23 protein-coding genes are annotated in these 23,267 nt (G+C 59.6%); 13 read left to right on the top strand and 10 right to left on the bottom strand.

Annotated elements, in window-relative coordinates:
- Positions 1 to 33: 33 nt before the first annotated feature.
- A complete protein-coding gene (locus tag ACP15U_RS10580) occupies positions 34 to 1,080 on the bottom strand; it encodes a rod shape-determining protein (RefSeq protein ID WP_425045115.1) in 1,047 nt (348 codons plus the stop codon).
- Between the two features lie 157 nt (positions 1,081 to 1,237).
- Here ACP15U_RS10580 and ACP15U_RS10585 point away from each other — a divergent pair, with 157 nt between their 5' ends.
- The 4 genes from ACP15U_RS10585 (at position 1,238) to ACP15U_RS10600 (ending at position 4,039) form a co-directional block, all read left to right on the top strand.
- Positions 1,238 to 2,026 (top strand): 23S rRNA (adenine(2030)-N(6))-methyltransferase RlmJ, encoded by a 789-nt coding sequence (locus tag ACP15U_RS10585; protein ID WP_425045116.1) that lies wholly within the window; start codon positions 1,238 to 1,240, stop codon positions 2,024 to 2,026.
- Positions 2,027 to 2,138: 112 nt separating this feature from the next.
- Positions 2,139 to 2,372, top strand: coding sequence for a glycine zipper 2TM domain-containing protein (locus ACP15U_RS10590; RefSeq protein ID WP_425045117.1), 234 nt, complete (start codon positions 2,139 to 2,141; stop codon positions 2,370 to 2,372).
- 11 nt (positions 2,373 to 2,383) lie between these two features.
- The gene (locus ACP15U_RS10595) at positions 2,384 to 2,725 is read left to right on the top strand and encodes a hypothetical protein (protein ID WP_425045118.1); all 342 of its coding nucleotides are present in this window, start codon (positions 2,384 to 2,386) and stop codon (positions 2,723 to 2,725) included.
- Between the two features lie 141 nt (positions 2,726 to 2,866).
- Positions 2,867 to 4,039, top strand: coding sequence for an NADH:flavin oxidoreductase/NADH oxidase family protein (locus tag ACP15U_RS10600; RefSeq protein ID WP_425045119.1), 1,173 nt, complete (start codon positions 2,867 to 2,869; stop codon positions 4,037 to 4,039).
- 373 nt (positions 4,040 to 4,412) lie between these two features.
- Here ACP15U_RS10600 and ACP15U_RS10605 read toward each other — a convergent pair whose 3' ends face one another.
- The 3 genes from ACP15U_RS10605 to ACP15U_RS10615 form a co-directional block, all read right to left on the bottom strand.
- Positions 4,413 to 4,889: a hypothetical protein gene (locus ACP15U_RS10605; RefSeq protein WP_425045120.1), complete on the bottom strand. Its 477-nt coding sequence runs from the start codon at positions 4,887 to 4,889 to the stop codon at positions 4,413 to 4,415.
- A 302-nt stretch (positions 4,890 to 5,191) separates the two neighbouring features.
- The gene (locus ACP15U_RS10610; RefSeq protein ID WP_425045121.1) at positions 5,192 to 6,778 is read right to left on the bottom strand and encodes a 2-isopropylmalate synthase; all 1,587 of its coding nucleotides are present in this window, start codon (positions 6,776 to 6,778) and stop codon (positions 5,192 to 5,194) included.
- A gap of 293 nt (positions 6,779 to 7,071) precedes the next feature.
- Positions 7,072 to 8,511, bottom strand: a complete 1,440-nt coding sequence (locus ACP15U_RS10615) for an MORN repeat-containing protein (RefSeq protein WP_425045122.1) — start codon at positions 8,509 to 8,511, stop codon at positions 7,072 to 7,074.
- A 153-nt stretch (positions 8,512 to 8,664) separates the two neighbouring features.
- Here ACP15U_RS10615 and ACP15U_RS10620 point away from each other — a divergent pair, with 153 nt between their 5' ends.
- From ACP15U_RS10620 to ACP15U_RS10630, 3 genes are all read left to right on the top strand, one after another.
- Positions 8,665 to 10,323 (top strand): NAD+ synthase, encoded by a 1,659-nt coding sequence (locus tag ACP15U_RS10620; protein ID WP_425045123.1) that lies wholly within the window; start codon positions 8,665 to 8,667, stop codon positions 10,321 to 10,323.
- Between the two features lie 215 nt (positions 10,324 to 10,538).
- Positions 10,539 to 11,294 carry a hypothetical protein gene (locus ACP15U_RS10625; RefSeq protein ID WP_425045124.1) on the top strand — a complete coding sequence of 252 codons (756 nt, stop codon included), beginning with the start codon at positions 10,539 to 10,541 and terminating at the stop codon, positions 11,292 to 11,294.
- 136 nt (positions 11,295 to 11,430) lie between these two features.
- Positions 11,431 to 12,762: an NAD(P)/FAD-dependent oxidoreductase gene (locus ACP15U_RS10630; RefSeq protein WP_425045125.1), complete on the top strand. Its 1,332-nt coding sequence runs from the start codon at positions 11,431 to 11,433 to the stop codon at positions 12,760 to 12,762.
- Positions 12,763 to 12,764: 2 nt separating this feature from the next.
- Here ACP15U_RS10630 and ACP15U_RS10635 read toward each other — a convergent pair whose 3' ends face one another.
- Complete coding sequence (locus ACP15U_RS10635; protein ID WP_425045126.1) at positions 12,765 to 13,697, bottom strand: MBL fold metallo-hydrolase; 933 nt, start codon at positions 13,695 to 13,697, stop codon at positions 12,765 to 12,767.
- Between the two features lie 145 nt (positions 13,698 to 13,842).
- On the opposite strand from ACP15U_RS10635, the gene ACP15U_RS10640 reads away from it, so the two are divergent.
- Complete coding sequence (locus ACP15U_RS10640; RefSeq protein WP_425045127.1) at positions 13,843 to 14,298, top strand: DUF1801 domain-containing protein; 456 nt, start codon at positions 13,843 to 13,845, stop codon at positions 14,296 to 14,298.
- 116 nt (positions 14,299 to 14,414) lie between these two features.
- Positions 14,415 to 15,740, top strand: a complete 1,326-nt coding sequence (gene gltX / locus ACP15U_RS10645) for a glutamate--tRNA ligase (RefSeq protein ID WP_425045128.1) — start codon at positions 14,415 to 14,417, stop codon at positions 15,738 to 15,740.
- A gap of 69 nt (positions 15,741 to 15,809) precedes the next feature.
- Here gltX and ACP15U_RS10650 read toward each other — a convergent pair whose 3' ends face one another.
- Positions 15,810 to 16,412 carry a gamma-glutamylcyclotransferase family protein gene (locus ACP15U_RS10650; RefSeq protein ID WP_425045129.1) on the bottom strand — a complete coding sequence of 201 codons (603 nt, stop codon included), beginning with the start codon at positions 16,410 to 16,412 and terminating at the stop codon, positions 15,810 to 15,812.
- A gap of 101 nt (positions 16,413 to 16,513) precedes the next feature.
- Between ACP15U_RS10650 and ACP15U_RS10655 the strand changes: the two genes are divergently transcribed.
- Entirely contained in the window at positions 16,514 to 16,960 is a 447-nt protein-coding gene (locus ACP15U_RS10655; protein ID WP_425045130.1) for an RrF2 family transcriptional regulator, read from the top strand.
- 12 nt (positions 16,961 to 16,972) lie between these two features.
- Here ACP15U_RS10655 and ACP15U_RS10660 read toward each other — a convergent pair whose 3' ends face one another.
- Together ACP15U_RS10660 and ACP15U_RS10665 are read right to left on the bottom strand one after the other, a co-directional pair.
- A complete protein-coding gene (locus ACP15U_RS10660; RefSeq protein WP_425045131.1) occupies positions 16,973 to 19,501 on the bottom strand; it encodes an ABC transporter permease in 2,529 nt (842 codons plus the stop codon).
- Positions 19,498 to 20,193, bottom strand: a complete 696-nt coding sequence (locus ACP15U_RS10665; RefSeq protein WP_425045132.1) for an ABC transporter ATP-binding protein — start codon at positions 20,191 to 20,193, stop codon at positions 19,498 to 19,500. The genes ACP15U_RS10660 and ACP15U_RS10665 overlap by 4 nt, the downstream gene beginning before the upstream one ends.
- A 51-nt stretch (positions 20,194 to 20,244) precedes the next feature.
- Here ACP15U_RS10665 and ACP15U_RS10670 point away from each other — a divergent pair, with 51 nt between their 5' ends.
- Positions 20,245 to 20,877, top strand: coding sequence for an arylesterase (locus tag ACP15U_RS10670; RefSeq protein WP_425045283.1), 633 nt, complete (start codon positions 20,245 to 20,247; stop codon positions 20,875 to 20,877).
- Between the two features lie 10 nt (positions 20,878 to 20,887).
- Positions 20,888 to 21,505: an SOS response-associated peptidase gene (locus ACP15U_RS10675; protein ID WP_425045133.1), complete on the top strand. Its 618-nt coding sequence runs from the start codon at positions 20,888 to 20,890 to the stop codon at positions 21,503 to 21,505.
- A gap of 21 nt (positions 21,506 to 21,526) precedes the next feature.
- On the opposite strand, the gene ACP15U_RS10680 is transcribed toward ACP15U_RS10675, so the two are convergent.
- On the bottom strand, positions 21,527 to 22,060 hold the full coding sequence (locus ACP15U_RS10680; RefSeq protein ID WP_425045134.1) for a DUF4329 domain-containing protein: 534 nt from the start codon (positions 22,058 to 22,060) through the stop codon (positions 21,527 to 21,529).
- 42 nt (positions 22,061 to 22,102) lie between these two features.
- Positions 22,103 to 22,660 carry a L,D-transpeptidase gene (locus ACP15U_RS10685; RefSeq protein WP_425045135.1) on the bottom strand — a complete coding sequence of 186 codons (558 nt, stop codon included), beginning with the start codon at positions 22,658 to 22,660 and terminating at the stop codon, positions 22,103 to 22,105.
- Positions 22,661 to 22,870: 210 nt separating this feature from the next.
- Between ACP15U_RS10685 and ACP15U_RS10690 the strand changes: the two genes are divergently transcribed.
- On the top strand, positions 22,871 to 23,257 hold the full coding sequence (locus ACP15U_RS10690) for an acyl-CoA thioesterase (RefSeq protein ID WP_425045136.1): 387 nt from the start codon (positions 22,871 to 22,873) through the stop codon (positions 23,255 to 23,257).
- The last annotated feature ends 10 nt before the right edge of the window (positions 23,258 to 23,267 follow it).

Below are 23,267 nucleotides of genomic sequence, written 5' to 3' on the forward strand. Positions count from 1 at the left end.
GGTTGATTTCCCGCTGGGTCGAGCCTGCGCCCCTTAGCTGTCGTAGTCAATCGCGTGGCGCAGCTGCTTTTCGTATTCCAGCGCCTTGCCGGTGCCCAGGGCCACGCAGTTCAGGCTTTCATCGGCAATGGAAACCGCCAGCCCGGTCTGTTCGCGCAGCGCCAGATCCAGATCGCCCAGGAGCGCGCCGCCGCCGGTGAGCATCACGCCCCGGTCGACAATATCGGCGGCCAGATCCGGCGGGGTGGTTTCCAGCGCGGTCATCACCGCTTCGCAGATCTGCTGAACCGGTTCGGCCAGCGCTTCGGCAACCTGCGCCTGGCTGATCTCGATCTCTTTCGGAACGCCGTTCAGCAGGTCGCGACCGCGGATCTGCATCGACTGACCTCGCCCGTCATCGGGCATCCGTGCAGTACCGATCGAGGTCTTGATACGCTCGGCGGTGGATTCACCCACCAGTAGGTTCTGCTGACGGCGCAGATAAGAAATGATCGCCTCGTCCATGCGGTCGCCGCCAACGCGGACCGATCGGGCATAAACGATGTCGCCCAGCGACAGGACGGCAACTTCAGTGGTTCCGCCGCCGATATCGACAACCATGTTTCCGGTCGGATCGGTGATCGGCATACCCGCCCCGATGGCGGCTGCAATCGGCTCGGCAATCAGGCCCGCACGGCGGGCGCCTGCAGACAGAACCGATTGGCGGATCGCGCGTTTTTCCACCGGAGTCGCGCCATGTGGAACGCAGACGATGATCTTGGGCTTTGAGAAGGTCGAGCGCTTATGCACCTTGCGGATAAAGTGCTTGATCATTTCCTCGGCGGTGTCGAAGTCCGCGATCACCCCTTCGCGCATCGGGCGGATCGCCTCAATGCTGCCGGGAGTGCGGCCCAGCATGAGCTTTGCGTCTTCGCCCACGGCCAGAACTTTCTTCTGACCGTCCTTCACGTGATAGGCCACCACTGAGGGTTCCGACAGGATCACCCCGCGGCCCTTTACATAGACCAGCGTGTTCGCAGTCCCCAGGTCAATTGCCATGTCCGCAGTGAACAGGCCGCCCAGACTACCAAAGATCGCCATGTTGTTGTGATCCTGCTTGCCAAAATTCTTGATTTTGCCCACGACTCGATGGACGAGGGACGTCAGACTTATAGGGTGCGGCGGTCTTATGTAAAAGGGCCGAATCCAAATAGTTCAGCACGTTTTCGCCTCACGTATCGGCAGGGTAAAAGGCATCATGCTCTCATATCAACACATTTACCACGCCGGGAACCTGGCTGACGTGCAGAAACACGCATTTTTGGCATGGATGCTGAAATATCTGACCCGGAAGGACAAACCGCTCAGCTACATCGAAACACATTCCGGGCGAGGCCTGTATCACCTCGATGCAGCCGAGGCGGTCAAGACCGGCGAAGCCAAGGCTGGGATCAGCCGCCTGCTTGCTGAGGGAATGCTCGATGAAGGGCACCCGCTGCTTGAGGCGCTTGAGCAGGTGCGGGCAAAACATGGCGAGACGGCGTATCCCGGATCACCCGTTCTGGCGGCCGAGTTGCTGCGCCCGGGCGACAGCCTGCATCTGGCCGAATTGCATCCGCGAGAACATGCGGCGCTGGCGGCTGCCATGCGGCCTTATGGCGCCAAGGTCTATCGTGAGGATGGATATGCGCTTGCGCAGTCCTTGACACCGCCTGTTCCGCGCCGCGGGTTGATGCTGATTGATCCGAGCTATGAGACATCAGACGACTATTCCGCCATGTCTGCGCGCATCACGAAACTGCACCGCAAATGGAATGTCGGTGTCATCGCGCTTTGGTATCCAATCCTGACGACAGACGCGCACCTGCCAATGTTGGAAAAACTGGAAGCGCAGGCGTTACCCGGCGGTTTCCGCCATGAGGTCCGCTTCTCGCCCGTGCGAGCAGGGCACCGGATGATTGGATCGGGCCTTTTCGTGATCAATGCACCTTACGGGATTGCAGAGGAAGGCAAGAAGCTAGACCAGTTGTATCAGGCGTTGGGGTGACTGCCCGCAAGCGATCTTTGGCACATTCCATTCGCCTCGGGTGTGCGGCGGTTGCAAAGATCCGTTGGGTGCATAACTTGACGGTGCAAGTATCGAACTGGGGGATAGCATATTGACCACTATTATTAAGTTTTCTGCGCTGGCAGCGGTTCTCGTAACCGCGGCGGCCTGCGCCCCTCAAAACCCGACGCAGCACGAAGTCGCATGTGTCGGTGGCACCCTGACCGGGGCTGCAATTGGCGGCGCAATCGGCAACAGGTTCGGTGGCGGCACCGGCCAGACCATCGCCACGGCGGCAGGTGCCTTTGCCGGCGGCGCAACCGCCGTCCGGGCGATGAACTGCTGAGAGGAATTGATATGAAGCCCATGACAATTGCCCTCTTCTCGACCCTCACTCTGTCGACAGTTGCTTTTGCCGAGACCATGCCCGGCGAGGCGCTGCTTTTGCTGGATGGCGATGGCGATGGCACCGTGAGCTTCGACGAATTCAACGAGCGTATGAACACGCTTTTTGGTGGTATGGACACCAATCAGAACGGTAGGTTGGAACGCTCTGAAACCGAAAGTTTTATGAGCAAGGATATCTTTGACGCAACCGATATCAATGGCAGCGGCACCATCACCAAGGGCGAATACGACGCCCAGATCCGCAAGGATTTCGAAGGTGCTGATCGGGACGGTGACGGCACGCTGGATTGAACCCGGCAAATTCCCGGATGCAGGCTGCATTTCGGCCGGTCGGAGCACCCGAATGCGTTGAAACAGCGGCGGATGTCGCACCGGAGGTCTGGCAAGTTGGAGAACGACAAGGTCCAAAAATCCGAATCTGAAAGAGGTTCGGTGTTGTTCGAACCGCTGTCATTGCCTTGCGGTGTGGTGTTGAACAACCGGATTGCCAAGTCGGCAATGTCTGATTCATTGGGTGATGGAACAGGTCATCCGACAACCGAGCAATTCAGGCTGTATCGGCGATGGGCTGAGGGTGGCGTGGCCTTGTCCATAATTGGCGAGGTGCAGGGTGACCCGGGTTTTGCCGAGAAGCCGGGCAATCTTGTGTTGAACCAAGCAGCTGATCTTGACCGGTTCAAGGAACTCGCCAGACACGGGGCAGGCGGTGGAGCCCAGCTCTGGCTGCAGCTCGGTCACGCCGGAGCGCTGGCTTATGAACCGACCAGCACACCAAAGGGCCCGAGCGCGCTCGACCTTCCGGGGTTGCGTTGCGAGAAGATGGAACGAGACGAAATCGAACGCCTGCCGGAAGGGTTCGCGGCCACGGCTCGAATGGCGCAGCAGGCTGGTTTTGGCGGGGTGCAGGTTCACGCGGCACATGGTTTCCTGCTGAGCCAGTTTCTTTCGCCACTGTTCAACCAAAGGCGCGACGATTTTGGCGGACCAATCGAGAACCGCATGCGACCGCTGATCGACACGATCGGGGCAATTCGGGCTGCGGTCGGGCCGGGGTTTCCAATTGGAGTGAAGCTTAATTCTTCGGATCAGCTGGAAGGCGGGTTCTCGGAAAGCGACGCGCTCAAGGTCGTGTCCGCGCTGGAGATGAGCTCGGTGGATCTGATCGACATCAGCGGCGGCACTTACTTTCCGGGGGCGAAATCCGCGTCGGATGGTGCAGGGCGTGGTCCTTACTTTCTTGAGTTCGCCAAGCATGCCCGAACGTTGACCACCAAGCCGCTGATGCTGACTGGCGGATTCAAAACGCGCGCGCAGGCAGAAAACGCAATTGCCTATGGTTCGATTGATGTTGTTGGGCTTGCCAGGGCTTTGGTTCTCGAGCCGTCTTTGCCGGAATTGTGGCGGGCCGATCAATTGGCGAAACCGGCTTTCCCTAGATTTTCGGAAACACCCGAGGGGGGCATTACCGCGTGGTATACGATGCGGATAGCCGATTTGGCGGAAGACCATTCGACGCCAGATTTCCGTGACGTGTTCGCGGCAATCAAGGCGTATGGAGCACGCGACCAGCATCGCACTGAGATTTGGTTGTCCCATTTCAGTTAGCTTGGGCTACGCCAGGCAGGTCCGGGATAGAGCAGAGGTCTCGCGCATACACAAAAGAAAACGGGCTGGATTACCCCCAGCCCATGCGACATATGTTAAGAAATGATGCGATAGGATCCAAGCGAACAGATCCTGTGTTTCGAGAGGCAGACATCTGACGAAAGTCGACTGATGTCTGCTGCGAGCCCGAAGCAGCCACTCGCAATGGGCATAGAATGCTGTGTACAGCCGCTGTTTCCATGCCGCTGAATTGGAATTTCTCCATTTACGTTTCGGGCACACTTGGACGCAGATCAAGTGCCTGAAGCACACGTTCTGACCATCATGTAGGGAGAAGATAGGCAGCCTCCATGGAATTGAATCCAGTGGGACTCTATTTCATTGTCCAGACGCTGACGGTTTTTTTACCGCTAGTATTGCTGAACTGGACCTTATTGCCTGCTACATCGATGTGCGCACAGATGGTGCCTGTCGGCTCTTTGTTGCCAAACCGAAAATTCCGGCAATATCGACCATTGTCCCATACCCAATTGATTTTGTATTGGCCTCGAGTGGTCTTGCCGCTTCCAGTCCCGTTAGCTTTGATTTTCGCTTTACCAAAATCGCCGCTCAGGGATTTCCCGACCACTATGTTCATGAAGTCAGCCTCGGTCTTGATACGTTTCCAGTTTTCCGCTGTGGCCTCAGTCGCATTAACAAAAAGTGTAGATGCGGCCACGATTACTGTCGCAAGCCTAATCATTTTCCTCCAATCCCTTTCCAATTTCCCCAAAAAATATAAATACTGTACCGCTCGAGGTGAGCTGTCAACCTGGCCACCAGCCCTTGGATTTACATCGGGCTGGACCATTACACACCCTAACTACCGAACAGCTGATCAAGCGCTTGAGCGCCATCCATGTACCGACTGGACGACGTCACGATACCACCATTCTGGTAGTCGCAGCGTACGGCGTTTTGTCCGCTGAGCAGACTTTGACCGGAGTTACACCAAGGCCAACTTTTTAATTTGAACATGCTCTCGAGGAAATCCTCGGGAGCATGTAGTGGCAAAAGCCCACCAAGCTGAGGGCGGACCTGTGTCGGTTCAACATCTACGGCATGGGCTGGTGGATTACCCAGCCCGTTTAAACCCGCTCGGTTCTCGGTCCCTCAGGTGAGATCCTTGTAGGAAATCTCGCGTGCATCGGTGCCCGGTCCGGCTTTGGCTCGGCGCACGATCAGGCGGTTCAGCGCATTGGTATAGGCCTTGGCTGAGGCCACGACCGTGTCGGTATTTGCCGACTGGCCGGTGGCGATCATGCCGTCCTCTTCAAGCCGGACCGAAACTGTGGCCTGCGCATCGGTGCCCTCGGTCACCGCGTGCACCTGATAGAGCTGCAGATGCGCGTCGGTCGGATACAGGTTGCGGATTGCCTTGAAGGTCGCGTCAACCGGGCCATCGCCCTGTTCTGTGGCCGACACATCCTTGCCGTCAATCTCCATTTCCACGGTCGATTCCGCCGGGCCGCCTGTGCCGCAGACAACTTTCATCGAGACCAGCTGCAGAAAGTCATTTTCGGCATCCTCGCCCGAATGCATCAGGGCAATGATGTCATCGTCGAACACCTCTTTCTTGCGGTCCGCCAGTTCCTTGAACCGAACAAAGATGTCCTTGAGCTGATTGTCTCCGACTTCGAAGCCAAGGGTCTCCAGCTTGTCGCGCAGGGCGGCACGGCCCGAGTGTTTGCCGAGCGGCAGCGAGGTGCCGGACAGGCCGATATCCTCGGGGCGCATGATCTCGAAATTCTCGCGGTTCTTCAGCATTCCGTCCTGATGGATGCCGCTTTCATGGGCAAAGGCATTCTTGCCAACGATGGCCTTGTTGAACTGCACTGGAAAGCCGGACACTGTCGAGACCCGGCGCGAGATGTGCATGATCTTGGACGTGTCGATCCCGGTGTGCCACGGCATGATGTCATGGCGGGTTTTCAGCGCCATAACCACCTCTTCCAGCGCGGTGTTACCGGCGCGTTCGCCCAACCCGTTGATCGTGCATTCGATCTGTCGAGCGCCGCCAGCAACGGCAGCGAGTGCGTTGGCGGTCGCCATGCCGAGATCGTTGTGGCAATGGGTGGCAAAGACCACTTCGTCAGCCCCCGGAACCGTTTCGATCAGGCGTTTGATCAGGTCGGCGCTTTCCACCGGAGCGGTATAGCCCACTGTGTCTGGAATGTTGATTGTCGTGGCGCCGGCCTTGATGGCGATTTCGATCACTCGGCACAGGTAATCCCATTCGGTGCGCGTGGCATCCATCGGCGACCACTGTACGTTCTCGCAGAGATTGCGGGCATGGCTGACAGTCTCATGGATCTTGTCGGCCATCTCGTCCATGGTCAGGTCTGGAATGGCCCGATGCAGGGGCGAGGTGCCGATAAAGGTGTGAATCCGGTTCTTCCCGGCACCTTTGACGGCTTCCCAGCAGCGGTCGATATCGGCAAAGTTGGCGCGGGCAAGCCCGCAGATGCGGGAATTCTTGGAGCGCGCAGCAATCTCGCTGACGGCCTTGAAATCGCCCTCGGAGGCGATCGGAAACCCGGCTTCGATAATATCCACGCCCATGTCGTCGAGAAGCTCGGCAATCTCCAGCTTTTCGTCGTGGGTCATTGTGGCGCCGGGGCTTTGCTCACCGTCGCGCAGGGTCGTGTCAAAGATCAAGACGCGCGAGTCGTCGCGGGCTGCTTCCGTGGAATTGGTCATTTTGGTATCACTCTCGTTTCTGTCCTAAAGCCTGATGGCGCGCGATGCGTCTCCTCTGAGCGGGCGCGCCTTAGGGCACGCTCAGAGGCGGACTAGGAGCAGGAGGCCACGCAGCGACGCGCTGTGAGCAGCGGTCTGAAAATGGATATGCGCGTGACGTGTCATGGCGTCGATTTATACGGATCCCGCACGATAATGGGAAGCGGGAAATTGATCCGATTGAGCAAATTCAAGATGGTGTGTGGCCTGAGTGCCCGTCAGGAGAATGACCAGGAATTGACGGCCAGCGCGGATCAGCCGTCCGAGGCGGGGTCGTCGTCCGAGGTCAGGGCACCATTGTCCCAGGTCCCGGTTTCCTCCTGCCCGCTGGCATAGCGCATGGTGCCTTCGCCCTGCCGCTTGCCCTTGCGGAACATGCCTTCATAAACATCGCCATTTGCGTAGGTGGCTGTTCCCCGCCCCGAGATTTCGCCGTCTTCCCACTGCCCTTCGTAGCGGAAGCCGTTTGCCATCACGATTTCACCTTCGCCATGACGCTGGCCGTCAACGAACTGCCCGGAATAAACCGATCCGTCGGCATAGGTCGCGACGCCCAGCCCATGGCGTTGGCCGTCCTCCCAATCACCTTCGTAGCGGTAACCATCGGCATAGGTCATCACACCCTTGCCATGATTTCTCGCATCTCTGAACTGACCTTTGTAGACGATGCCGTTTGCGTAGACCGCCGTGCCTTCGCCTTCGATCACTCCGGCCAGCCAATCCCCTTCGTAGCTGGATCCGTCGGGATAGGTGATCTTGCCCTTTCCATCGGCGAGATCGGCGCTGAAGTTTCCTTCGTAGATCGACCCGTCAGGATAGGTTACGAGCCCCTGTCCCTCGATTTGCCCTGCGACCCAATCGCCAGTGTAGATATAGCCGTCGGTGCCGGTGAAAGTGCCCGAACCCTGCCGCCGGTCATCGGCAAAGCTGCCTTGGTAGACATCACCGTTGGCATAGATCACCTTGCCCTGGCCCTCGCGGCGGCCGGCTACCAGATCGCCTTCGTAGACATCGCCATTGGGTTGGGTTAGCCGACCATGCCCGCTGATCTGGTTGTCGGCCCAGAGGCCCACATAGGTCAGCCCGTCCGGCAGGGTCAGGCTGCCCTCTCCGTGACGCTGCCCGGCGAGGATTTCACCTTCGTAGATTGCCCCGTCGGGATAGGTGACCTTGGCCTTGCCCTGTTTCTGCCCGTCGACCCATTCGCCATCATAGACATAGCCGCCGGGGCTTTGCATCACGCCGCTGCCATGATGCTGAGCGTTCAGAAATCCACCTTCGTATCGAACGCCATTTGCGTAGACCGCAATCCCGCCGCCATTGATTACGCCGTCTTTCCAGTCTCCTTCGTAGGTACCGCCGTCGGAAAAGACGATCTTGCCGACACCCTCGGGTTTGCCCTTGGCGAACTCGCCTTCGTAGATCGAACCGTTCGGGAAGCGCGCAACACCGCGACCGAGGATTTCTCCGTCGACCCAGTCACCGGTATATTCATAGCCATTTGGAAGCCGATAAGTTCCTGTCCCATGCTGGAGACCGCCTCGGAAGGTGCCCTCGTAGACGCCGCCGATCTCATCCTGTGTGGTGAGAACCTGTTCGTTCTGCGCATGGACGGGGCCTGTGGCGATCGCGGCCAGAAGTGCGGTGCTCAGGAGAACTCCGGTAAGTGTCGATGCGCTGCGGATACCTGTCATGACTGTTCCTGTATGCCCTGTTGCCTAAACCCTTGCGCGGCGCCTTGAAACTAGGCGAGCAGCGCGAAGGGGGCAACGTCTTTTGCGGTATAACTCTTTTCCTCGGGCCACGATCTGGTAAATGGCGTGAGACTGTATGGGCAAGAGGGCAGTATGGCCGATCGTTTCCGCATCACTCTGGCGCAGCTCAACCCGGTTGTCGGCGATCTGTCCGGCAATGCCGCAAAAGCGCGGCAGGCATGGGAGCAAGGCAAGGCCGCAGGCGCCGATCTGGTGGCGTTGCCCGAGATGTTCATCACCGGGTACAACACTCAGGATCTGGTGACGAAGCCGGTTTTCCACCGCGCCGCGATTGCCGAAGTCGAAACTTTGGCAGCCTCTTGCGCGGACGGGCCAGCACTGGCAATCGGCGGGCCTTGGGTCGAAGACGGCAAGCTCTACAACGCCTACCTGATCCTCAAGGGCGGCAAGATCGCCTCAAAGTCGCTCAAGCACCACCTGCCGAACGAAACCGTGTTCGACGAGGTCCGTATCTTTGATGCTGGCCCGCTGGGCGGGCCTTATTCGGTTGGCAATACCCGCATCGGGTCTCCGATCTGCGAGGACAGCTGGCACGAAGACGTGGCTGAGACTCTGGCCGAGACCGGTGCCGAGTTTCTTCTTGTGCCCAACGGATCTCCTTACTTCCGGGACAAGATGGATGTCCGTCTCAATCACATGGTCGCACGTGTAATCGAGACCGGTCTCCCGCTGATCTATCTCAACATGGTCGGCGGGCAGGATGATCAGGTCTTTGACGGTGCGACCTTCGGATTAAACCCGGGTGGCGAACTGGCCTTTCGGATGCCTGTATTCGATGAAGCAATCACCCATGTTGACCTTGAACGCGGTGATGAGGGTTGGTGCATTCTGCCGGGCAATGAGGCCCCGTTGCCTGACGTCTGGGAGCAGGATTACCGTGTGATGGTCGAAGCTCTGCGCGACTACATGCGAAAAAATGGTTTCGGCAAGGTGGTTCTGGGTCTGTCTGGCGGCGTCGACTCGGCTCTGGTGGCGGCTATTGCGGTCGATGCGCTGGGTGCTGAGAATGTGCGCTGCGTGATGCTCCCCTCGGAATACACCTCGCAGGAGTCTCTGGATGACGCCGAGGCGGTCGCTCAGGCGCTGGGCGTGAAATATGACTATCTGCCGATCTCCGAAAGCAGGGCCGCTGTGACCAACACGCTTGCGCCGCTGTTTGACGGGCTGGCACCGGACCTGACCGAGGAAAACATTCAGTCCCGCCTGCGCGGGCTCTTGCTGATGGCGCTGTCCAACAAGTTCGGAGAGATGTTGCTGACGACAGGCAACAAGTCGGAAGTGGCAGTGGGCTACGCCACCATTTATGGTGACATGAATGGCGGTTACAATCCGATCAAAGATCTCTACAAGACCCGTGTGTTCGAGACCTGTCGCTGGCGCAATGCCAATCACCGGAACTGGATGAACGGACCGGAAGGGGAGGTAATCCGACCCTCCGTTATCGACAAGCCGCCCAGCGCAGAGTTGCGCGACGACCAGAAGGACAGCGACAGCCTGCCTGACTACCCGGAACTGGACGCCATTCTCGATATTCTCGTCGATCAGGATGGATCCATCGCTGATTGCGTGGCCGCCGGGTTCGACGGAGAAACAGCTCGGCGGGTCGAGCACCTGATCTATATCAGCGAATACAAAAGGTTTCAGTCGGCGCCCGGTGCGCGGCTCACCAAACGTTCGTTCTGGCTCGACCGGCGCTATCCGATGGTCAACCGCTGGCGCGACCGCGGCTGAATTCCGCCGAAACTGGCGTTTTGTTGATGACAGGGCGGTGTATGCCCGGATTTTGCCGCATTCTCGCCCAATGGCCGCCCAATTTGCGGCGAAAATGACACATGACAGGCGACGGGGCGGAAACAAAGCCCTCGTTTCGAGCAGTACGGGCCACTCCTGAAGCGGCGGCAGACCGCGTGGACGTTCGTGGATGAAACACTGTCGGAGCTATCGCCATGCCCAGCTCGAAGCCATCTTTATACGATGAACTGGATCCCATTCAGGCCTCATGTCAGGAGGTCGATGAGGCGGAGACCGATCAGGCGATCCGCAATCTGTTCGTTGACGAAACCGATCCGGAACCTGTGAAGCGCCGCTTGGCGGGCTCAGCCAGAACCAAAGTGATTTTGAAACGCGGCAAGGCCAAGGTCGATCTGGGTGGGGGCACCCGGCAAGACGCGGGAGATATGCCCGAGGCATACTCGGCGCGTGAACAACATAAAGTGGACATGGAACTGCCCGGGGGACGGTTGGGGTCCGGGGCGGGAGAGAGCGCCCCGCCTCAGTCCGACGCGCCGGCAGATGCGACCGGCGCGCGCCGCCGACGGATAACCTATGAACCGCATTGGTGGCACAGCGCGTTGATCCTTGTGGTCGCCATTTTCATTTATTCACCGCTGCTGATCCCTGTTCTGGTGTTTCTCGGATTGTCTGCCTTTGCGGTCGCCTACCTTACGGTCGGTCCAGACCGGTATTCGGAAATCTCCGAGGCGGCCTTTTTGCGGTTCGAAAGGATGGCGCCAGATTCGGCCGCCCGGGTTTTGGCCTTTAGGGACCGGATGGCCCGGCGCATTGATGCGGCCTTGCGGGTTTTGCCGGACAGCTGGCGCGAAAGGATCGGGCTGCCGCTGATGGATGAGGATCAGCCCCGCCACGCCAAGATGGATCAGGATCCATTTGAAAAACTGGCGGCTCAAGCGCGCGAAATGTGAGTCGCGCGGCCGAAACCCAGCCAGACATGGCGGCGGGGCAACACAGCGCAACGGATCAGGGTCTTTGAAGATTTGGTATTTGCGTTTCAGAACGGGGCGCGTCTGATGAAGTCGCTGCCATTTTTCAGGAACTTTTATGCCCGGGCCCGTTCTTGCGCCTTTTCAATCTGATTTGAACCTTCCGAAAACCGTCGATGTCGTGGTGATCGGTGGCGGCATTGTCGGCGTGTCGGCGGCATTGGAACTGGCCGAGCGCGGATTGTCTGTCCTGCTGTGCGAAAAAGGTCAGATCGGAGGCGAGCAAAGTTCGCGTAACTGGGGCTGGGTTCGGATCTCGCGCCGCGACCCAAGAGAGATCCCTCTGATGCTTGAGGCGACCCGAATTTGGGAAGGGCTGGACGCGCGCACCGGGCACGCGACAGGCTACAGGCGGACAGGCAACGTGTTTACTGTCGGCAGCGACCGGGATTTTGCGCGATACGAGCAATGGGCCCGTCATCTGCATCCTCACGAGGTCGAGTGCCGAATGGTCTCGGGTGCAGCGCTGGACCAATTGCTGCCCGGGCATCAGATGAAATTAAAGGGTGCACTATACACGCCCATGGACGGATGCGTTGAGCCACACAGGGCGGTTTCCGCGATTGCCTTGGGAGCCCGTGCCGCGGGAGCCCGGATCATGACCAGTTGCGCGGTCCGAACGCTGGATGTCGAAGGCGGGCGGCTTGCCGGCGTCGTGACCGAGCGCGGCCGTGTTGCCTGCCGGGCGGTGGTTCTGGCCGGAGGGGCATGGTCGCGGCTGTTTGCTGGTAACGCCGGAATTGCTCTGCCGCAGCTCAAGGTTCTGAACACGGTGATGCGCAGTTCGCCGGTCGCGGGTGGGCCCGAGCTTTCGGTAAAGTCCGGAGGCTTTGCGATGCGCAAGCGCGCCGATGGCGGGTATACGATTGCCGGCGCCAACGACAATACCGTCGATCTGGTGCCTGACAGTCTCCGAATTGGCTACAGGTTTCTCAATTCCTATCGGCAGGAATGGCGTTCGCTGCGGTTTCGCCTGTCCCGCCGTTGGCGCGAGGAAGCAGCGCAGGCGCGGAGATGGCGGCCAGATGAGATAACACCGTTCGAAAATTGCCGAATTCTTGATCCAGCCCCGTCGGAACGGTCATTGCGCCTTGCATGGGATGCTGCACGCAAGGGCTTTCCGGTTCTTGAAAAGGCCGAGATCGTACAGAGCTGGGCCGGCCTGATCGATGTCACTCCGGATGCAATCCCGGTGATCTCTCCGGTTGATGCACTGCAGGGAATGTTCGTTGCGACCGGCTTTTCAGGACACGGGTTTGGCATCGGACCGGGCGCGGGTCGGTTGGTCGCCGACCTGATTACGGGTGCGGCCCCTGTAGTGGACCCGCACCCGTTTCGCCTGTCGCGATTTACGGATGGCAGCAGGGTCGCACCCGACCCCGGCTGCTGATCTTAACCCATCATTTGATAACTGACTGGAACAAAGCGGAACCCGTCGCCTCGGGGCTCGACGAAGCCTGCGGCCGGGAACGGCATGTGGTATCCGATCATCGGCACCTTGTCCGCAGCCAGCATTCCCAGCACCTTTCGGCGTGAAGCGGTCGCGGCAACCTTGTCCATGTCGAATTTGACCTCCCAATCGGGGCGCGCGAAGGACCATACGTAATGGTTTGCCAGATCTGCGGTCAGAACCAGCTGTTGTCCGTCGCTTTCGACCATGTAGGTCATATGCCCCGGTGTGTGACCAAATGCGGCCATGGCAGTGATGCCGGGGGCCACTTCGCCACCATCCTTGATGAAGCTCATCTTTTCGGCCAGCGGGGTCACGTTCTTGGCAACCAGGTCCCCGACCCGGTTTCCGGCATCCATCGCCGCCCAGAAATCGTATTCGGTCGACGCGGTGACATAGCGGGCATTGGGAAAGCTCGGGGAGCCATCGGTCATCATCCCGCCAATGTGATCGGGGTGCATATGGGTCAGGACAACTACATCGATGGCTTCGGGAGTGACACCCGCTTCGGCCAGTGCGGCCTGAATACCGCCCTTGCCGAGACCGGTATCGAACAGAACCAGTTCCGAACCGCTGTCGATAAGCGTCGGGGTGAAGTAGAATTGCGTTACGTCGGCGGGGATGAAATTCTCGGCCGAGACCTGTGCGAATTCCTCTTCCGAGGCGCCGCCTCCAAAGATCTCGCGCACTCCGTCCCGCGGGAAATTTCCATCCAGCAGCGTTGTCACCGACATGCCGCCCAGCTTGAAGGTGCGGGCATTGCTGGCGGGCGCGTGTCCGCCGTGACCCGCTGCAAGAGAAGGTGTCGCAGCGGTTGCGAGCGGCAAGGCTGCCGCTCCGGTCAATGCAGCGCGGCGGGTCAGATTGAATGTCATTGCGTATCCTCCGTGTTGTTTTCCTTTCGGTGAGGTAGCGCAGCAGGGTGAAAGGAAAACCGTGCAGAGGTGCCGGGCTAACTGTGCGCAAAAGCACAGTATGTTAGGCTGCTAGCATCGCATGGGCCAGGGAGGAGGCGATCCGATGAGCGCGCAATCTAGAAGCGGGACCAAGAATGCAAACAAGACACAGGCTACGTCGACGGATATCGGTGTGTTCCTCGATGCGATCAACCCGGCGCGGCGTGCGGACGAAGCCAGAGAACTCGACAGGCTGTTCAGGCAGGTCACAGGATACGAGCCGGTTATCTGGGGGGCATCCATCGTTGGGTACGGCCGGTATCACTATCGCTATGCTTCGGGCCGCGAAGGCGATTTCCTTGCCACCGGATTTGCGCCACGCAAAGCGGCGTTTTCCATCTATATAATGCCGGGTTATTCAGACTATTCCAAAATCCTTGCCGGACTGGGCAAACACAGAACCGGAAAATCCTGCCTGTATGTCAACAAGCTTGCCGATATTGACCTGGAGGTCCTGGGAGAACTGATCCGAACCGGGCTTGATGACCTGAACGGTATCTGGCCGGTCGAACCGACATAGCCCCGACTCCTCGGGGCCGGCCAACAGCAGTAAAAGCGGAACCCCATACCGGTGGATCTGGATTGCTGGACAAAGCCCCTCCGCTGTGACAAGAGCCGCTCCAACAGGAGACCGAGATGACCACCACCCGATTTGCCCCGTCGCCCACCGGTTACATCCATGTGGGTAACCTGCGCACTGCCTTGATGAATTACCTGATTGCCAGAAAGGCTGGCGGCACATTCATCCTGCGTATCGACGACACCGACCCGGAGCGGTCGAAAGAGGAATACGTCGATGCGATCAAACAGGATCTGGAGTGGCTGGGCCTGCATTGGGATCGGGTCGAACGCCAGTCCGAGCGTTTGGATATGTATGCCGAGGCAGCCGACCAACTGCGTGGGATTGGGCGGTTCTACGAGGCATTCGAAACTCCGACGGAACTGGATCTGAAGCGCAAGAAGCAACTCAATATGGGCAAGCCGCCGGTCTATGATCGCGCGGCCCTGAGCCTGTCTGAAGCCGACCGGGAGGCGCTGCGCGCCGAGCGCGGCAACGGTGTCTGGCGCTTCAAGCTGGATCACCAGCGGATTGAATGGAACGATGGGATTCTCGGCGATATTTCCATCGATGCCGCCAGTGTCTCTGACCCGGTTTTGATCCGGGGCGACGGGCAAGTGCTTTATACGCTGGCCTCGGTAGTAGACGATACCGATATGGGCGTCACCGACGTCGTGCGTGGATCGGACCACGTGACCAACACCGCGACGCAAATTCAGATTATGGCCGCTCTTGGCCATGGGCATCCACGGTTCGCACATCATTCGCTCCTGACGGGCCCGCAGGGCGAAGCATTGTCGAAGCGGCTGGGCACGCTGGCGTTGCGCGACCTGCGCGAGCAGGGCGTTCAGCCGATGGCATTGCTGAGCCTGATGGCGCGGCTGGGATCGTCGGATCCGGTCGAACTGCGTTCCGAAATGGCCGAACTGATCGACGGGTTCGATGTGGCCCGGTTTGGCACCGCGCCGACAAAGTTCGATGTGCAGGATCTGTTTCCTTTGACGGCGCATTACCTGCAGACGCTGACAGAAAGTGCCGTTGCAGATCGGCTTGAGGCCATCGGCGTGCCCGGCGATCTGGCAGGGGCATTCTGGTTGATGGCGCGTGGGAACATCCAAACCCTGAACGACCTAGAGGGGTGGTGGGCGCTTTGTCGGGATGGCGCCGACCCGATGATCGCTGACGAGGATCGGGACTTTATCGCCGAGGCAATGGCCTTGCTGCCCGAAGGCCAGCTTGATGGCGACAGTTGGAGCGCGTGGACACAAGCCGTGAAGCAGGCCACCGGGCGCAAGGGTAAAGGGCTGTTCATGCCATTGCGCAAGGCGCTGACGGGGCAGGAGCGCGGGCCGGAAATGGCGGCTTTGCTGCCACTGCTGCAGGTGATCAAGGCGCGCGGTTAGGTTCTCTCGGTCGCGACAACAATGAGGGGCGCGTCCGTTTGAGCGGCACGCCCATTTTTGGTGTGCCTTCTACGCATTGTCTGCGCCCCGGATCGCTGCAAGATCGGCAGCAGAGATCACGCGAGTGCGGCAGGCAAGCTCCCGATCAACGAAATTCGTTTCCTCGGGCCGTAGTTGCTGATGGCGCGGATACCGGGGCTCTATCCGGTCGTCGAGCACGGGCGCATCCCATCCGTCGGTGGTTTCAAAAAAACGGCGTGCGCCCTCAACTCCATAGTTCCGCAGGTAACCCTGAACCACGACGTCGAGATAGCTCAGCAGCACCGGATGTCGGTTCGAGGGTTCCGCCTGTCGATTGGGTGGGACCGCATAAACAGCGATTTCCACAGGATGCTTGATCGGGTGAGTGATCGAGCCGGTGGCGGGAATCCGGTCATAGGCCCATTCTCGCTGGTCCAGAGCCGACCAGTCATCATTGGGTACATGGGCGATCATGCCGTCGATTTCGGTATCTGGGTCGGGGATCGCGGTCAGGAACGCAACCGGGCGCAGATCCGTATGACGCCAGGCGCGCCGCCATCCTTTCAGGCGGGCGGGTTGGAGATCGGGAAAGTCGTGGGTGGCCCCGTTTACGAGGCTTCCGTAACCAAAGAAATAGGGGGTGGCTGTCATGCGGATACGGTTCCTGCCGAAACTGCGATTGATGTATGTCAAACCGGTTTTTAGGGCGTTGTGCAATGGTCGGGCATCAAGGCGACCTCAGGAGGGTGGAGATGCGGATCACAAAACGGACGAATATCGCAATTCGTCTTTTGATGTACTGTGCAGCAAACAAGGATCGTCTGGTGACCAAGGCGGAGATCGCAGAGTGCTGCAACATCTCTGAGAACCATCTGGCTCAGGTCATCAACCAGTTGAGTCAACTTGATTTTCTGAACACTCAAAGGGGGCGAAATGGGGGGATGACCCTTGCTCGACCAGCCGATCAGATCCGGATCGGAGAAGTGTTTCGGCTGATCGAAGGCGGTTTGCCCATTGCTGAGTGTTTTGCCGATGCCGACAACACCTGTCCGCTGACAGATGCCTGCCGTTTGCGTGTGGCCCTGGCTGATGCAGCGCATGCGTTTTACGATTCGCTTGACGCGCTGACGCTTGAATCCCTGATCTGCGACAATTTTGACCTTATGAAGCTGCTGCAGCCGGTGAGCTGCACCCGCTGATCTGTCCCGCCGCTACTCCCGGGCCCGCAGAACATGTGCGGGTCTGGCGGCCAGCGGGCGCCAAGCGAACAGCAGCCCGGCCGTAAGCGTGGCGGCGATTCCTCCCAACACGATGGCCAGCGCTGAGCTCCATATCACGCTGAACTCGGTATCCAGAACATAGGTGCTGACCGCCCAGCCGGCGCCGATTCCGGCTCCGAGTGCGACAACGCCGGCGGCGGCTCCCAACAGAACCGCCCGCAAGGCGAAGCTGAGCAGGATACGGTTGCGGGCGGCGCCCAGTGTCTTGAGAACGGCTGCTTCATAGGTGCGGGCCTGCTCCCCGGCCGCAGCGGCGCCGATGAGCACCAGAAAACCGGTCAGTAGCGCAGCGCCGGCGCCATAGGACGTCGCGGCGGCGAGACCGGCCAGCATACCCGATACCCGGTCGATGGCGTCACGAACCCGAATTGCGGTGATGTTGGGAAACTGGCCGGCGAGGTCGCGCAGGATCGCGGCTTCGGCCTGTTCTTCGGCGTATACGGTTGCAATGAAACTGTGTGGTGCACCCTGAAGCGCTCCGGGATTCATGGCTAGAATGAAGCCCATTCCTGCGGTCGAGAAATCGACTTCGCGGAAAGAGGCTATTTCAGCGGTGATGTCGCGCCCGAGAATGTTCACTGTCAGTCGATCGCCCAGCGACAGTCCCATTTCAGCGCCTTCTTCGGCGGCGAAACTGATCAGAGGTGGACCGGAATAGTCCTCGGGCCACCATTCGCCCTGCGTCAGTGTGGCATTGGCCGGTTTGCTGTCAGAGTAGGTGACACCACGGTCGCCCTGGAGTACCCAGTGCTCACCGGCCACTTCGCGTGCGGGACGATCGTTGATACGGGTTATGATGCCTCGCAACATCGGCGCGCTTTCGATGCGGCTGACCGCAGGGTCGCCAGTCAGCCTGTTTTCGAAGCCCGGCATCTGGTCCTTCTGGATATCGACAAAGAAGTACGACGGCGCGACATCAGGCAGGTTGCCCGAGATTGCATTGCGCAGAGTGCCGTCGATCTGCCCGACTGCCGCAAGAACCGACAGCCCTAGTCCGAGCGACAGCACAACCGAACCGGCGCCTTCGCGGGGGCTGGAGATTGCCGCAAGCGCCCAGCGAAAGGCCGGCTTTCCGCGCGAAGTCTTGCTAGACATGCGCGCCAGTCGGCGAGCGACCCATGCCATGATTGCCAATAGCAGCAACGCTGCCGCAAGTCCGCCAGTGGTCCAGAGTGTCAACTCGGCCGAGCCGCTGAAATAGGCAGCGGTGCCGACCAAAACGGCAAGACCTGCCGCAATGGAGATCAGGTATCGGGGCGACGGCAGCAACCTTGTCGCCGCCAAGGCGTCGCGGAACAAGGAGGCGGCGCGGACCTCTTCGGTTCGGGCAAGGGGCCAGAGGGTAAAGATCAGTGCGGTCAGCACGCCATAGAGCGCGGCCTCGGCGAGCGGAGCGGGATAGAGAGCAAAGACTGCAGGTATCGGCAAGCGCGCTTCGATCAGCGGCCCCAGCAGGATCGGAACAAACCCGCCCAGGGCGAGTCCAAGGACGATACCCACCAGCGAGAGCACTCCGACCTGCAGGAAATAGGTCTGGAATATCGTGGCCCGATCCGCGCCCAACGTGCGCAAAGTCGCAATGACCGAGGTTTTATTGTCGAGATAGCTGCGCACAGCCGCCGAAACACCAATGCCGCCAACTGCGAGACCCGAGAGGCCCACGAGGATCAAAAAGGCACCAAGGCGGGCTACAAATTCCGCAACACCGGGTGCGCCGTTGCGAGCGTCGGTCCAGCGCAGGCCGGATTCCTCAAACCGGGATTGTGCTTCGTTTGCGACGGTTGGAAGATCTGCTCCTTCGGGTAGATCGAGCCTGTAGCGGGTTGAAAATAGTGTGCCGGGGGCAAGTAACCCCGAGGCCGACAGATCCTCGGTGGCGACGATGGTTCGCGGGCCCAACGCAAAACCGGCGGCGGCGCCGTCCGGTTCATGGGTGAGCATTGCCATGAGTACAAAGTCCTGTTCTCCGAGCCGGAAGTGGTTGCCGGGCTTCAGACCGAGCCGGTCAATCAGCACCCGTTCCATGACCGCACCGGGAACTCCATCCTTGCCGGACAGTGCATCGGGCAGGGAGATATTAGGTTCAAGCCCCACCTTTCCAATCAAAGGGTAAGCGGTATCGACAGCCTTGATCTGGGTCAGGCCGCGTTCGGTCTGCCCATCACGTTCCACCACGGCCATCGAGCGGAAATCCACGGTTTCCGAAACGGTCTGTGCCGTGTCCTGCATCCAGTCGCGTTCAGGTTGCGATGCGAAACGATAGGTGAACTCCATTTCGGCATCCCCGCCGAGAAGGGCAGCGCCTTCGCGGGTCAATCCGGCTTCGATGCCCGAGCGAACGCTGCCGACGGTGGCGATGGCTGCTACGCCCAGCGCAAGGCATGCTAAAAAGATGCGGAAACCTCGCAGTCCTCCACGCAGTTCGCGACGGGCAAACCGGGCGGCAAGACCCAGGCTCATTCCGCGGCCTCTTGCTGATCTGTTTCAGCGATGCGCCCGTCCCGCAGCCGGACCACGCGGTCACATCTCTGCGCGAGCGCGTTGGAATGCGTCACCAGGACCAAAGTTGCGCCGTGTCGGTCACGCAGACCGAACAGCAGATCCATGATTGCGCTGCCGTTGGTCTCGTCCAGATTGCCCGTGGGTTCGTCCGCCAGCAAGATATGCGGGCGCGGCGCAGAGGCACGAGCCAGTGCCACCCGTTGCTGTTCGCCTCCGGAAAGCTGTGCGGGATAGTGACCTGCCCGATGGGACAGCCCAACGGTCTGCAACTCGTCGGCGGCGCGGTCGAAGGCGTCGCGATGACCTGCCAGCTCAAGCGGCGTGGCAACGTTTTCGAGAGCGGTCATGGTGGGGATCAGGTGAAAACTCTGGAACACCACCCCCATATGGTCGCGGCGGAATCTGGCCAGTGCGTCCTCATCCATTGCGGTCAGATCATTTCCCAGCGCAGTGATCGTTCCGCCGCTGGCCTGTTCAAGTCCACCCATTAGCATCAACAGCGAAGACTTGCCGGATCCGGATGGGCCGACCAGACCCAAGGTCTCGCTTTTGGCAACGTCCAGCGTAATGCCATGAAGGATGTCCACACGTCCGGCATTGCCATCCAGCGACAAAGTCGCATCTTTGAGGGAGAGTATTGGAGTCGTCACGGGCGCGGTTCCCTGAAAAGTCTGTTCTTTGGATATGGAGCGCCAATGTTCATGCGCAAGGTCATGCTGGTTCTGGTTTCTGTTTTGTGGGGCGCTGCGGCAACAGCCGGACCGGTCACTGTGGCCGCCCTGGGAGATAGTCTTACGCAGGGCTACGGGTTGCCACCCGAAGAGGGTTTTGTGCCTCAGCTTGAGCGTTGGCTTTTGGATCAGGGGGTTGATGCGGAGCTGATCAACGCCGGAGTTTCCGGTGATACCACGGCAGGAGGCGCGGCACGAGTGGCCTGGACGCTCACGCCCGAGGTGGACGCGATGATTGTGGCTTTGGGTGGCAACGATGTGTTGCGCGGGATCGAACCTGCGGTTGCGCGGGATAATCTGGAAACAATTTTGAGCGCTGCAGAGGCCGCCGAGGTAGCCGTGTTGCTGGTCGGGTTGCAGGCGCCGGGCAACTATGGGGCGGTCTACAAAGAGGATTTTGAAGCGATCTATCCGGACTTGTCGAAAAAGTTCGGAACATTCTACGCAGAAAATTTTTTCGCGGGGCTGAACGCCGGTGGAGACCCCGAGGCGGCGCGCAGCTTGATGCAGAATGACGGAATTCACCCAAATTCGGAAGGTGTGACCCGAATCGTAACCGCGTTAGGACCGCATGTTCTGAAACTGATCGCGTCCGTTGAATGAGGCAAAGAGGATGCCGGGACGATTATTTTTGACTGAGTCTCTCTCCGCAGCGGCTGCTGAACTTGGGCCGGCGCTGGGCGACCTGGCGCCGGATTCACCGCGTTTCAACATTCAGCCCGGCCAGGAGGTTTGTGCGCTTTCTCCGCGCGGGTGGCAGCGGATGCGTTGGGGCCTGATCCCCGTGGGGCGGGTCAATGCACGCGGACGACCGGTGATGGAGACCATCATCAACGCGCGTTCGGAGACATTGTTCGGAAAGAGCGCCTTTTCCGGCACAGGCCGGGCGGTTCTGCCGGTCAATGGCTGGTATGAATGGACAGGGAAGGCCAGAGCCAAGACCGCGTGGCGGCTGTCCCCGAAAGCCGGTGGGTTCCTTTACTTTGCCTGCATCACCGATAAATGGATTGCACCGGGGGGGCAGGAGGTTTTGCAGTTGGCAACTGTGACCTGCCCGCCAAATGCCGATGTCGACCGGGTTCATCATAGAATGGGGGTATTGTTGCACCCCGAAGACGTGCCGCTTTGGCTGACGGGTATTCCCGAAACTGTTTCTTCCCTGATGGTGCCCTGGCCTGATGGTTTGTTGGATATCGAACTGGCAAAGGGCGTGGATTGGTCCGGCCCGTAAGGCCGTTTCCGGCGAAGACGTTCAGAACACGCTCTCCAGCTCTTTCAACTCTGCGTACGTATAACGTTCGGCGATTTCACCATCGTCGCCGGCGTGAAACTCAGGATCCTGTGGCAAGCAACCCAAACCGCATAGCTGAACGGCAACCATCGCGCGACTGTCGATATACCAGAGCCGCCCTCCGGGGGTTGCGATATAGCCGTTCACCCCTTCGAACCGGTCACTCTCCATGTCGCGGACGGTCGGAAACTCGGCGGGAACGTCGGGATCGTATGAGCCGTGCGTGTGAAGCGACGCGATCGGGGTGATGCCCGGTTTTGGCAAATTCGGCGTGCAGCCGTCATGGCCACCGCGCACCATCTCGGTAAAGGTGGGGGTCTGGTCCTCTGCCCGTCCGAGGTAGCCACAATACTCATATTGGGCGGCGAAAGACAGCTGTTGCAGCGGCGCGAAGCGCGCCTTGACCCGCTCGACCTGTTCGGGCGGTGGTGGCAGATAGGTCCCCAGCGGCTGAAACACGCAAGCGGTCAGGAGCAGGGCGAGGGCAAGGATCACGCGGCTCTCCGTGAGTATGGATCTTGCCACACCGAGCGCCACCTAGAGAACGGTGACGTGTGTGCCGATCGGAACGCGTTCGTACAGGTGGATGACATGTTCGTTCAGCATTCGAATACACCCGTTCGAGGCAGCCTGACCGATCGTCTGCGGCTGTGTGGTGCCATGGATCCGGAAATAGGTGTCGACACCGTTCTGGAACAGGTACAGCGCACGGGCGCCGAGCGGATTTTCGGGTCCGCCGGGTTGAATGTAGTCATTGTCGACGAACTTGGCGTAAGTCCGTGGGTCGCGCTCGATCATTTCCTGCGTCGGGCGCCATGTCGGCCATTCCTTTTTGACGTCGATTGTCGCCGAGCCAGAAAACTCGAGTCCGGCCTTGCCGACCCCACATCCATAGCGGATCGCCTTCCGAGGCTCGGTCACAAAATAAAGGTAGAATGAGCGCGGCAGGATCAGCAGGTGCCCCGGCTCATAGTGTTTCTTGATACGAACCTCTTGCGGGGTTGGGTCGAATTCGGTCGCCTTTTTGGCCGATGCTACCTGCGGCAAGGCACTGGCGGCAGCCGTTGCGGCAAGAAAGGAGCGGCGGGTAAGCATGGTCGGCCTCTGAACTGGTTAATCGTAAAGCATATTGTCGGGGTCGGCCCCGTGGTGGTCAACGGATTTGGCGGAAGTCTCGGAAAAGTGATGTTCAGTCTGCGGCTCCCAGAACACAGGTGACACATTTGAACATCAGGCCGTAAAGAGCCGGATGAACGTTGCGGTGGCCGGTTCGGCCCGCTTTACTGGGCACAACAGCAAGGAGAAATGAATATGGATGAGATCCAACCGCAGGGCGAGCTGACTCTGCGCACCTTGGCGATGCCCAAGGATGTGAATGTGAACGGCGACATATTTGGCGGCTGGGTGCTGAGCCAGATGGACATTGCCGCCGGGATCACCGCCGGGGCCCGCGCCCGGGGGCGGGTGGCAACCGTGGCAGTGGATGCGATGAAGTTCATTCGACCGGTCGGTGTGGGCGACGTTTTGTGCATATACAGCCACGTGCAGAGGATCGGGCGGACATCAATGGCGATCGAGATTGAAGCATGGGCATTGCGAGAACGTCATGGTGGCCGGGAAAAGGTGACAGAAGCGGTGTTCACCTTTGTGGCCATCGACGAACACGGACGACCAAGACCGGTCGAAAGCTAGGTGCTTGCAG

This window comes from Primorskyibacter sp. S87, assembly GCF_049801055.1.
Classification (GTDB): domain Bacteria; phylum Pseudomonadota; class Alphaproteobacteria; order Rhodobacterales; family Rhodobacteraceae; genus JBNAGF01.

Excerpts from the sequence above, each read along its gene's own strand:
- ACP15U_RS10620 (WP_425045123.1), top strand. The coding sequence starts at position 8,665 with ATGGCCGATCGTTTCCGCATCACTCTGGCGCAGCTCAACCCGGTTGTC.
- ACP15U_RS10685 (WP_425045135.1), bottom strand. The coding sequence starts at position 22,660 with ATGCTTACCCGCCGCTCCTTTCTTGCCGCAACGGCTGCCGCCAGTGCC.
- ACP15U_RS10675 (WP_425045133.1), top strand. The coding sequence starts at position 20,888 with ATGCCGGGACGATTATTTTTGACTGAGTCTCTCTCCGCAGCGGCTGCT.
- ACP15U_RS10690 (WP_425045136.1), top strand. The coding sequence starts at position 22,871 with ATGAATATGGATGAGATCCAACCGCAGGGCGAGCTGACTCTGCGCACC.
- ACP15U_RS10580 (WP_425045115.1), bottom strand. The coding sequence starts at position 1,080 with ATGGCGATCTTTGGTAGTCTGGGCGGCCTGTTCACTGCGGACATGGCA.
- ACP15U_RS10635 (WP_425045126.1), bottom strand. The coding sequence starts at position 13,697 with ATGACATTCAATCTGACCCGCCGCGCTGCATTGACCGGAGCGGCAGCC.
- ACP15U_RS10630 (WP_425045125.1), top strand. The coding sequence starts at position 11,431 with ATGCCCGGGCCCGTTCTTGCGCCTTTTCAATCTGATTTGAACCTTCCG.
- ACP15U_RS10585 (WP_425045116.1), top strand. The coding sequence starts at position 1,238 with ATGCTCTCATATCAACACATTTACCACGCCGGGAACCTGGCTGACGTG.
- ACP15U_RS10655 (WP_425045130.1), top strand. The coding sequence starts at position 16,514 with ATGCGGATCACAAAACGGACGAATATCGCAATTCGTCTTTTGATGTAC.
- ACP15U_RS10640 (WP_425045127.1), top strand. The coding sequence starts at position 13,843 with ATGAGCGCGCAATCTAGAAGCGGGACCAAGAATGCAAACAAGACACAG.
- gltX (WP_425045128.1), top strand. The coding sequence starts at position 14,415 with ATGACCACCACCCGATTTGCCCCGTCGCCCACCGGTTACATCCATGTG.
- ACP15U_RS10615 (WP_425045122.1), bottom strand. The coding sequence starts at position 8,511 with ATGACAGGTATCCGCAGCGCATCGACACTTACCGGAGTTCTCCTGAGC.
- ACP15U_RS10610 (WP_425045121.1), bottom strand. The coding sequence starts at position 6,778 with ATGACCAATTCCACGGAAGCAGCCCGCGACGACTCGCGCGTCTTGATC.
- ACP15U_RS10650 (WP_425045129.1), bottom strand. The coding sequence starts at position 16,412 with ATGACAGCCACCCCCTATTTCTTTGGTTACGGAAGCCTCGTAAACGGG.
- ACP15U_RS10605 (WP_425045120.1), bottom strand. The coding sequence starts at position 4,889 with ATGGTCCAGCCCGATGTAAATCCAAGGGCTGGTGGCCAGGTTGACAGC.
- ACP15U_RS10670 (WP_425045283.1), top strand. The coding sequence starts at position 20,245 with ATGCGCAAGGTCATGCTGGTTCTGGTTTCTGTTTTGTGGGGCGCTGCG.
- ACP15U_RS10625 (WP_425045124.1), top strand. The coding sequence starts at position 10,539 with ATGCCCAGCTCGAAGCCATCTTTATACGATGAACTGGATCCCATTCAG.
- ACP15U_RS10595 (WP_425045118.1), top strand. The coding sequence starts at position 2,384 with ATGAAGCCCATGACAATTGCCCTCTTCTCGACCCTCACTCTGTCGACA.
- ACP15U_RS10660 (WP_425045131.1), bottom strand. The coding sequence starts at position 19,501 with ATGAGCCTGGGTCTTGCCGCCCGGTTTGCCCGTCGCGAACTGCGTGGA.